Annotated in this window: 7 protein-coding genes; 6 read left to right on the forward strand and 1 reads right to left on the reverse strand. The window is 40.6% G+C overall.

Features of this window, described 5'->3' with window-relative positions; translation table 11 throughout:
- Positions 1–148 precede the first annotated feature (148 nt).
- The 6 genes from hemB (at position 149) to argB (ending at position 9,081) form a co-directional block, all read left to right on the forward strand.
- A complete protein-coding gene (gene hemB, locus AC2SLP_RS08355; protein ID WP_486536211.1) occupies positions 149–1,159 on the forward strand; it encodes a porphobilinogen synthase in 1,011 nt (336 codons plus the stop codon).
- A gap of 394 nt (positions 1,160–1,553) precedes the next feature.
- Positions 1,554–3,587 carry a UvrD-helicase domain-containing protein gene (locus AC2SLP_RS08360; protein ID WP_486536212.1) on the forward strand — a complete coding sequence of 678 codons (2,034 nt, stop codon included), beginning with the start codon at positions 1,554–1,556 and terminating at the stop codon, positions 3,585–3,587.
- A gap of 172 nt (positions 3,588–3,759) precedes the next feature.
- Positions 3,760–5,151: a magnesium transporter gene (gene mgtE / locus AC2SLP_RS08365; protein ID WP_486536213.1), complete on the forward strand. Its 1,392-nt coding sequence runs from the start codon at positions 3,760–3,762 to the stop codon at positions 5,149–5,151.
- Positions 5,152–5,182: 31 nt separating this feature from the next.
- On the forward strand, positions 5,183–5,647 hold the full coding sequence (gene dut, locus AC2SLP_RS08370) for a dUTP diphosphatase (protein WP_486536214.1): 465 nt from the start codon (positions 5,183–5,185) through the stop codon (positions 5,645–5,647).
- Positions 5,648–5,962: 315 nt separating this feature from the next.
- Positions 5,963–7,873: a phosphohexomutase domain-containing protein gene (locus tag AC2SLP_RS08375; RefSeq protein ID WP_486536215.1), complete on the forward strand. Its 1,911-nt coding sequence runs from the start codon at positions 5,963–5,965 to the stop codon at positions 7,871–7,873.
- A 296-nt stretch (positions 7,874–8,169) separates the two neighbouring features.
- Positions 8,170–9,081, forward strand: a complete 912-nt coding sequence (gene argB, locus AC2SLP_RS08380; RefSeq protein ID WP_486536216.1) for an acetylglutamate kinase — start codon at positions 8,170–8,172, stop codon at positions 9,079–9,081.
- 43 nt (positions 9,082–9,124) lie between these two features.
- Here argB and AC2SLP_RS08385 read toward each other — a convergent pair whose 3' ends face one another.
- Complete coding sequence (locus AC2SLP_RS08385) at positions 9,125–10,339, reverse strand: IS256 family transposase (protein WP_486535535.1); 1,215 nt, start codon at positions 10,337–10,339, stop codon at positions 9,125–9,127.
- Positions 10,340–10,396: the final 57 nt, after the last annotated feature.

Here is a 10,396-nt window from a genome sequence, read left to right on the forward strand (position 1 = left end):
CTACGTTATAATATTGGAACAAAAAAACATAAGTTATTCTAGTCCATGTTCCTAGTCACTGTTTAAATCTTAATATTAACTTTAATGACTTTAATTGTATTTAGGGTCATTTTAATATCATTTTAATATCATTATTATAGGAATTATTATGAGTTATACATTCAATCGTACCTATCCTCATACCCGTTTACGTCGTTTAAGAGTTCACGATAATGTTCGCTCAATGATACGTGAAGTTGAGCTACATCCTAAACACTTTATTGCTCCTGTCTTTGTATTAGAAGGTGAAAATCAGCGTGAGGCCGTGGCTAGCATGCCAGGTGTCGAACGGTTATCAATTGATCTATTAATAGAATACGCCAAAGAGCTACTTGCTGAGGGTGTAACCACAGTTGATATTTTCCCTGTAATCGATAGCAGTTTGAAAACTGAAGATGGCCGTGAAGCTTATAATCCTGATGGATTGACGTGTCGTGCGGTCCGTGCGCTAAAAGAACATGTGCCCGAGATGGTTGTTATGACAGATGTGGCATTGGATCCTTATACCACACATGGTCAAGATGGGTTAATAGATAACTCAGGCTATGTTATTAACGATGAAACAGTTGATGTTTTAGTGGAGCAAGCACTGGCACATGCGCGTGCTGGGGCAGACATCATCTCCCCGAGTGATATGATGGATGGACGTATTTTGGCTATGCGAGAAGCACTAGAAACAGAAGGTTTTGCGAATACGGCATTGATGGCATATTCTGCTAAATATGCTTCGGCATACTATGGCCCTTTTCGCGATGCTGTCGGTAGTGCAGGTAACTTAAAAGGCGGTCATAAAAAACAATATCAAATGGACTTTGGAAATCGAGCAGAAGCGTTACATGAAGTCGCTATGGATATAAATGAAGGTGCTGATATGGTCATGATTAAACCCGGTCAGCCATATTTAGACCTCATACGTGAGATTAAAAACACCTTTGGTGTGCCAACTTTTGCCTACCAAGTATCTGGTGAATATGCGATGCATAAGGCTGCGATTGAAAATGGATGGCTAACCGATGCTGTTATACTCGAGTCTCTTATTGGATTTCGCCGTGCAGGTGCAGACGGCATCTTAACTTATTTTGCCTTAGAAGCTGCTAAACAGTTGAATGCTATAAGATAATTCTTATTCAGTACTTTAACTGAACTTGTGTAGACCCCTTCCCTAATCTATTGAAGATTGGGGATTTTTTATTAAAAAACAACAATCTGGCTGTCATCTATGCCAATCGTATAGTCAAAGAACTTTAAAGTAGTCACAAGGCAACCAAGTGCAAGTACTACTAGGGTAAGCTTAACGAGGTTAACACCGTGACTCTTTATAAGTTCGCCGACTATAGTTTATTGATTATGTCTTAGCTTATAATCTCAATCATTTTAGTTAAGTTAGTTGTGATTTCATATTGAACCCCTATAATAACCACTCGGTAAAAATTGAAGAACTTTAGCAATTTATTGTAATTATGGATTGGTTTGTTAACCGATTCTATTTTAATGCGTGAAGATAAAGGTGTGCCATGAGTAAGCTTAATCCAAAACAACAAGAGGCGATGACGTATGTATCAGGCCCCCTTCTCGTATTAGCAGGTGCAGGCTCTGGGAAAACTTCCGTAATTACTCAAAAAATCGCCTACCTTATTGAACAAGGCAATATACCCGCCGAGCGAATCACTGCCGTAACGTTTACCAATAAGGCTGCTCGTGAGATGAAAGCGCGTGTCTCCACGCTACTGCCAAAAGATAAAATGCGCGGCTTAACCGTCTCAACTTTCCATCAGTTCGGTTTACAATTCTTACGATACGAGTTGCTACATACTCCATTAAAAGGCAACTTCTCGATCATGGATGCCGATGACAGTAAGCGCCTACTTATGGAGCTTATGATGCGTGATAACTTATCAGGTGCAGAAAGCCGTGAACTGGTTGCCAAAGCCATCAAGTTTATATCAGATTGGAAAAATGATTTGATTGAACCTGATAAAGCGCTAGAAACATTGGATGACCCTGAAGACACCATATTCGCTAATTTGTACGCCCTATATGAGCGAAATTTAAGAGCTTATAATGCCGTAGATTTTGATGATTTGATTGTCTTGCCGGCCAAAATATTGCGTGAAAATCAGCAGCTACGTGATAAGTGGCAAAACCGCATCCGCTATTTACTGGTGGATGAATACCAAGATACCAATACCGCTCAGTATGAGCTCATTAAACTCATTGTAGGTACGACGGGCAAATTTACGGTGGTTGGTGATGACGATCAATCCATTTATGCGTGGCGCGGCGCTCGTCCCGAGAATATGGCGTTATTAAAAGAGGATTTTCCAAAGCTTAAAGTCATTAAGCTTGAGCAAAATTATCGCTCAACCAACCGTATCTTGAACGCAGCCAATACGGTCATTATGAACAATGAGCATTTGTTTGATAAAGCCTTATGGTCAGATAAAGGACAGGGTGAAAAAATACGTATCATCAACTGTCGTAATGATGATGATGAAGCTGAGCGCGTCGCTAAAGAGATTGTCGCGCACAAACTGCGTAATGGTAATGAGTGGGAACAATATGCGGTTTTATACCGCAGTAACTTTCAAGCGCGTATGCTGGAAGCTCAGTTACGTCAGTTCCAAGTACCGTATCAGCTATCAGGGGGTCAATCCTTCTTTTCGCGCAGTGAAATTAAAGATGTCATGGGTTACTTACGCCTCATATTAAACCCTGAAGATGACAGCGCTTTTTTGCGAATTGTAAACACACCTAAACGGGGACTTGGTCCTGCCACGCTTGAAAAACTAGGATTATTCGCTCAAGAACACAGCATTTCGCTTTTGGCAGCTTGTACCCACGGTGGTCTACCGCATGTACTGCCTACAAAAGCCTATAGTACGTTAAAAGATTTTGGAGATTTTATTGAGCATTACACCCGTGAGCTTGATCAGCACCCTGACCCTGTGCCGTTAGTGCGTCAGATGATTGATGAGACCGGTTATATTGATTTTGTGCGTAGTGATGCTAAGACACCCCAACAAGAAAAGAACCGTTTGGATAACATTGAGGTTCTTTATACTAGTATACAAGCGCTTATCAATCGTGCAGATGACGATGATGATAAAACGATTGATGCCGTCATACGCAAACTGGTCTTGCTCGATATGCTTGAACAGCAACAAGAAGAAGAAAATACCAACAAAGTAAATTTAATGACCCTACATGCTGCAAAAGGACTTGAGTTTGACTATGTTTATATTATGGGCCTTGAAGAAGAATTATTACCACACCGTAACTCAATTATAGGAGAGTCGATAGATGAAGAACGCCGACTCATGTATGTGGGTATAACGAGGGCACGCCGCGAGCTTACACTAACGCTTGCAGCTCAGCGTAGAGGGGGTGGCCAAATGCGAACCACAACCCAAAGCCGCTTTTTAGAAGAGATGCCAGAAGAACATCTTGATTGGCCTGCAAATGCAAAAAAGAAAAAAGCCGAGCGTGATCCTCAGCTTGTTGCGAATGAATATATGGCGAACATTAAAGCTTTATTAAAGAAGAAATGATTAGGACGTGTCCCTATTTGAGCAAGAATTACCCTATATATTCAAAAAAAAATTAAGAATATTGTAAAATACACCTTTAATGGCAGGAAGCAATCCTGTCGTTTTTATTTATATTATTTATTCTTTCGTATTCGTGCCTATTGATCTTTACATCTCTACTCTGAGGGCGTCCATGACCATACATACTGAGCACAAGTCCAAATATGAGACCCTGTCAGATAGCTACGACAGTGCAGAAGGCAAACTGATTTATTTGCAAGGACTCGTTGCTGATAAAGACCGCGATTCGATGTCGGAGTTTTTAGAAGATCAAACGGAGTATGAGATTGCTAATCTTCTAGAATCTTTCCCAAGCGATCATCGGCGTATAATTTGGCGTCAAGTGCCTATTGAGCTTAAAGGCGAGGTGTTGGCTGAAGTTGATGATGATATCCGCCCCTCACTGATGAAAAACATGCAGGCGGGCGAGATTGAAACGCTTGCAGAAGATTTGGACGCACAGGATATTGCTGAGATTTTAGATACGGTTGAAGAAGACGTCCGTACAGAGGTCATGTCAAGCCTTAACAATGACGTTCGGCTACAAGTTACTAAGTTAAATACCTATGATGAGAATGAAGTCGGTGATTATATGGATCCCGAAACCATTCAGATTCAAGGCAATATTACCCTGACCCAAGTACAGGAATTCTTGCGTCAAGATCAAGATTTGCTAGACGATGAAGACCAAGAGTTAATTGTTGTAGACGCCAGTCATCAATTATTGGGACTGTTAAGCTTGGTAGATCTGATCAAGTACCCGCAGCATACGCTGGTTGAACGTTGGATCGACCCTGCTATAACCATTAACGATCGTATGGATATTCAAGACGCGGCCGCCATATTTAGGGCAACAGATATTCGCTATGCCCCTGTAGTTAATGGATTTGGTGAGCTGGTCGGTCAGCTCAATGCTGATGATATTATGGAAATCATACAAGATGATGTCGATAGTACAATGAAGCACTTAGCAGGTGTGAGTGATGATGAAGAGTTATTTGCGCCTGTATTACGAAGTGCTAAAAGCCGCAGCGTATGGCTAGGCATTAATCTGTTAACAGCGCTGTTGGCAGCTGTTGTAATTGGTCAATTTGAGGCAGTATTGGCACAAGTTGTGTCACTGGCAATATTAATGCCTGTCGTCGCGAGTATGGGCGGTATATCCGGCAGCCAAACCTTAACCGTGGTTATACGCGGATTAGCAATGGGTCAAATCGCTGGTTCCAACCGATTGTGGCTGTTAAACAAAGAGCTTTGGGTCGGGGCGATAAATGGTATTATTTGGGCAGTTATCATGTCGGCGATAGCACAGCTATGGTTTAATGACCCACTTATTAGTATTGTTATAGGTTGTGCCATTGCCATAAATATGACCGCAGCGAACGTGGCGGGTATTAGCATCCCACTCATGCTTAAACGTATGAATATTGACCCTGCACTATCTGCTTCTGTTATTTTGACAACGGTAACAGATATTGTAGGCTTTATGTCCTTCTTAGGACTAGCAAGCGTTTTGATACTATAAATCTATTTAATACTTAACGACTGGAACACTCATGAATTCTGTACAAGTAAAAATTCTAAACTCAAAGATTGGTAATGACCCTAAGTTTCCGATGCCAACCCGTGCGACAGATGGTTCAGCAGGCATTGATTTGCGGGCTTGTATTGATGAGGCTATCACAATTAAAGCGGGTGAAACCAAACTCATTGGGACAGGTATGGCAATCTACATCCAAGATCCAAATTATGCTGGTATAATTTTGCCACGCTCTGGGTTAGGTCATAAGCATGGAATCGTACTGGGTAATCTTGTTGGGTTAATCGATGCAGACTATCAAGGTGAGCTCATGGTCAGTATTTGGAACCGCAGCGAAGAGGATTTTATTCTAAAGCCAGCTGAACGTATGGCTCAATATATGGTTGTACCCGTAGTACGCCCCTCATTTGAAATAGTGGCTTCATTTACTGAAACCAGTACACGTGGTGAAGGTGGGTTTGGTCATTCAGGGCGAGAATAATCAAATATCATCAGATATTATCAATTATTGTATATACAAATTATGTATGGTTTGTATTAATAAACTATTTAATTTAATTAAATATTAAGTTATTTTTATTATTAAGCTTAATTTTCGTTCTAAAACGTTATGTATAAATCACTCTAGGCGTAATTGTCAGAACGTTAAGATTTTAATATGTTGTTAATTAGGCGTTTTTGAATAACTTATTAATTTGATATTTTTGGCTTGATAATCTATTAACTTAACAATAATTGTATTTGTAATAAAAATGTAAGATTATAATTTATCTTATATTGGAGTCATATAAAGCTGATGCACCCATTTAAAGCGCAGCATGGTTTATTTAAAGCTTACGACATTCGTGGTGATGAAACGTTATTCACCCAAGCTTATATCGAGGCTTTAAGTCATGACTTCGCTAGATATTATGCCCTAACTGCAAAAGCGAACACCATAGTTGTGGGTTATGACGTGCGTCACGCCAGTCAAAGAATCGCTGAATGTATGGCTAAGCACTGCACCAATTGGAATCTAGAAGTTATATGGCTTGGTCTTGTTACCACACCGATTATGGCCTTTTGGGCTAACAAATATGAAGGGCATGGCATAATTGCGACTGCTAGCCATTCAGAAAAACACATATGTGGATTAAAGTGGCTTATCGCTAGCGAGTCTCCTGATGAGCAGTGCATTCAGGATATATACGAGCGATTACAAACTCATCAGATCAATAAGTACGCTGCTAAAAATAAATGCAGCACTGTTAATAGTTTACTAAATACAGCTGCTCCATACGTTACCGATTTAATAGAGAATCAGCAAAACGTCACTACTAGCCATATCACTACTTCATATGTTAAAAAGCTAGTTGCGTCCCAAGTTGCTCAAACCTATATTGATAGCGCCGTTGCGGCAATAGAGTCCATTAACGCTATCCGCGCTCCCAAGCATTGTGCTTTGCACAGTCACATACCTGCAAAACCCATTTATCATCCTATACCTCATCTTGAGGCTACCCGCCTACCTAATCCTCTACCCTTAAGCGATAAGGTCTCAGCGCATAAACCTTTACAACCTTATTTTAATTACAATTCTTTAAGTTCAAATGCTCAAACAAGGTCTAAAGAAAGTACATCTTCGAAGCCTAAAGGTTTTAAAATCGTTATTGATTGCTTAAATGGTGCCACAGGACTTTTTTCAAAAAACTTCTTCTCCCAACATGTTGATTTATTTTCCGAGGTAATTGTTTTAAACCAAGATACTAATGGGGATTTTCCCAAAGGTAATCCAGACCCGATGGAAGCTCATCGCCTTGAAGAACTCAGCCGTTCAGTAATTCATCACCAGGCGGACTTGGGACTGGCTTTTGATGGCGATGGTGACCGGCTCATGGTATTAGACAGTAACGGCAAACCCTTACTACCTGATCATTTACTGTATCTTTTGGCACGAGTATCAATAGAAGATAACGCACATCAAGCTACTAATCCCAGCGTAATATTCGATGTCAAATGCTCCCATCATTTACCAAGACTTATTGAGCAAATCGGTGCCATACCGCAAATGAGTAAGACAGGAAGCAGTATTTTACGCCGCGCCTTACAACATAAGCCGCATAAGCAAAATAACCAGCATAAACCTTCAAAAATCGAAACAACACCCTGCGTGTTATTCGCTGGGGAATTATCAGGCCACTTCCTGTTTAACGACGGTCATTTCCTACTTCATGACGATGCGATGTATGCCGCTTTACGTTTAATAAACTGGTTACGATATCAATCACAGCTCGGTCTTCCTGATAGTCTAACTGAAATAGTCGACGCGCTTCCTACTATGGTCAGTACATCAGATGTTTACTTACCACTACATCGCTATAATCATGCTAACATCGCTAACAGCCCCATAACCACAAATGAGACAACCCATAAACGGACAACCGCGTCTGCACCTATAGTCAAAAAACTCTCTACTCTTTGTGATACCCTTAAAACTCAAAACTATTTTAAATCTCAAGGCATTACGTTAACCTGTATTGACGGATTAAGACTTGATTTCGAACATGGGTTTGGCATTATTCGGCCGTCTAATACTAGCAATAGTTTGACCGTTCGCTTTGCTGCTGATTCGCATACTGACCTTAATGAAATTAAAGCGTATTTCGTTGAATTGTGCCAACGTATCGACTTAGAGCTTGCCAAAGAAGTCGCCCATATTTCTGCGTAAAGTGTGCAGGGTCTCAGTATCAATATTATCTTCGAATGGATAAATTTGAAACATAATTGGTTATGCCTCATGATTTAACCCTTTTTAATCTATCTTAGCGCTGCAAACCACTCCATTTGATAATCAAATAAAGTAGCTAATTTTAAAAAACCAATTTTAAAATAGCTAACTATAAAAACATCAAATTTATGAAGGCTTTACCTTATAATATAGTGTATGTATTAATATCATCTTAATAAGACAATTTAATTAAGAATTTTTTCGCAATGAATCAACTTTCTTCAAAAGAGCCCTCTATGTCATTAAATTTAGCTGAAGCCAAAACCACCGCTGAAGTGTTAACCACTGCGTTACCTTACATTCAACGTTTTGAAGACAAAATTATAGTTGTAAAATATGGGGGTAACGCCATGACAGACCCTGTTCTTGAAAGCTCATTTGCGCGAGATATTGTACTGCTTAAAACAGTTGGCTTACATCCAGTCGTCGTGCATGGCGGCGGGCCTCAAGTAGATAGTTTGCTAAAAGAGTTGGGTCGTCAGTCAGATCGTATTGATGGTATGCGCGTCACTGATAAAGCGACGATGGATGTGGTTGAAATGGTCTTAGGCGGTAGTGTTAACAAGTCAATTGTCAGCCTCATAAATCAGCATGGCGGCCGCGCCATCGGACTTACCGGTAAAGATGCCAACCTAATTCTGGCAAAAAAGCTATTTATGAGTAAAGCTGATGAAAAGGGTGTCAATCAAGACATTGATTTAGGGTATGTTGGGGATGTCGTTAGTGTCAATAAAGATGTCATTATGATGCTCATTAGATCCAATTTTATTCCTGTTATAGCGCCCATTGGGGTTGATGAAGCTGGGGACAGTTACAACATCAATGCAGATTTGGTTGCGGGAAAAGTCGCTGAGTTTATAGGGGCTGAAAAACTAATGCTGCTGACTAACATCAAAGGTGTTATGGACAAAAGCGGTCAGGTTATGACCGGACTTACGCCTAAAAAAGTCGATACGCTTATAGAAGACGGCACCATTTCTGGCGGTATGATTCCGAAAATACAATGTGCGCTGGATGCGGTACGTGGAGGCGTAAAAAGTGCGGTTATTGTGGATGGTCGGGTTCCGAATGCCACCTTACTTGAAATCTTTACTAATGAAGGGGTGGGTACCTTGATTAGCCGAAATCTAAAAAAAGCGTTAAGTTAAATAAAAAAAACCGAGCCCATCCTGAATTCTGTGTAACTGCAATTTAGATTAAATGCTTACTAACACGCTCATCGAACATAATCATAAATCGATTAAGAGCAGACGTCCAGTTACGGATGGGCATCGACCACTTTTTAGACGCCTGCTGAGTCGCTAGATAAACAACCTTTAACGCCGCTTGATCAGATGGGAATATCTTACGCTTATTCACAGCGGTACGAATCACGCTATTTAATGACTCGATAGCATTGGTCGTATAAATGGCTTTTCTAATGTCTTTCGGGTAATCAAAGAACACGGTTAAGCCCTCCCAATTATTGCGCCAAGAGGTAACCACATGCGGGTATTTATCGCCCCAGATCTCATTAAACTGCTCAAGGCTAGCCTCTGCCAGCTCAAGCGTATCAGCACCATAAACCGCCTTTAAACCAGCCGCTACTTTTTTTCTATCTTTCCATGGTACAAACTTCATAGAGTAACGTACCATATGCACAATACATAGCTGAACCTGTGTGTTTGGATATACCGTATTAATTGCCTCGCTAAAGCCTTTTAAACCATCCACACAGGCAATAAGAATATCTTGAACCCCACGGTTTTGTAGTTCAGTGAGAATACCTAGCCAGAACTTAGCGCCTTCATTCTCCGATAGCCACATACCCAGTAGCTCCTTTTTGCCCTCAAGATTGACGCCTAAGGCCAGATAGATGGCTTTATTAATGATTTGCTTGTCTTGACGTACTTTAACGACAATGCAGTCTAAATATACGATAGGATATAAGCTACTTAGTGGACGATTCTGCCATGCTGTGATGTCATCTATGATGTTGTCAGTAACCCTTGATACGAGACTGGTTGAGATATCAACGTCATAGATATCTTTGATACTCTCAACAATCTCAGTGGTTGTCTGGCCTTTGGCGTAAAACATGATGATTTTATCATCGAGCCCAGTGATACGAGTTTGATGCTTTGCAACCAATACAGGATCAAAGCTTCCTTCACGGTCTCTGGGTGTAGATACTTCAATCTCACCTGTGTCACTGCGCACTGTCTTTTTGGTGTGACCGTTGCGCTTGTTTGGGGTATCCGCCTTTTCATGCTTAGGATAGCCTAGATGCTCTTCCATCTCGGCTTCTAATGCAGTGTCAATAAATGACTGCATGAGCTCTTTTTGAAATGCTTTGATGTCTTCAAAGCTGCCAACGTGTTTGGCCATTTGTTCGGCTAGTTTTTTTAGTTCTGTTTGTTTTGTCATTGCTTATTCTCCTTTACTATGGATTATAAGCAGTTACACAAAGTTTGGGAAAGTCTC

Source organism: Psychrobacter sp. CX21 (genome assembly GCF_057396255.1).

What these genes read in the sequence shown, in the direction of transcription:
- AC2SLP_RS08375 (WP_486536215.1), top strand. Translation starts at nt 5,963, where the DNA reads ATGCACCCATTTAAAGCGCAGCATGGTTTATTTAAAGCTTACGACATT.
- AC2SLP_RS08360 (WP_486536212.1), top strand. Translation starts at nt 1,554, where the DNA reads ATGAGTAAGCTTAATCCAAAACAACAAGAGGCGATGACGTATGTATCA.
- AC2SLP_RS08385 (WP_486535535.1), bottom strand. Translation starts at nt 10,339, where the DNA reads ATGACAAAACAAACAGAACTAAAAAAACTAGCCGAACAAATGGCCAAA.
- dut (WP_486536214.1), top strand. Translation starts at nt 5,183, where the DNA reads ATGAATTCTGTACAAGTAAAAATTCTAAACTCAAAGATTGGTAATGAC.
- mgtE (WP_486536213.1), top strand. Translation starts at nt 3,760, where the DNA reads ATGACCATACATACTGAGCACAAGTCCAAATATGAGACCCTGTCAGAT.
- hemB (WP_486536211.1), top strand. Translation starts at nt 149, where the DNA reads ATGAGTTATACATTCAATCGTACCTATCCTCATACCCGTTTACGTCGT.
- argB (WP_486536216.1), top strand. Translation starts at nt 8,170, where the DNA reads ATGTCATTAAATTTAGCTGAAGCCAAAACCACCGCTGAAGTGTTAACC.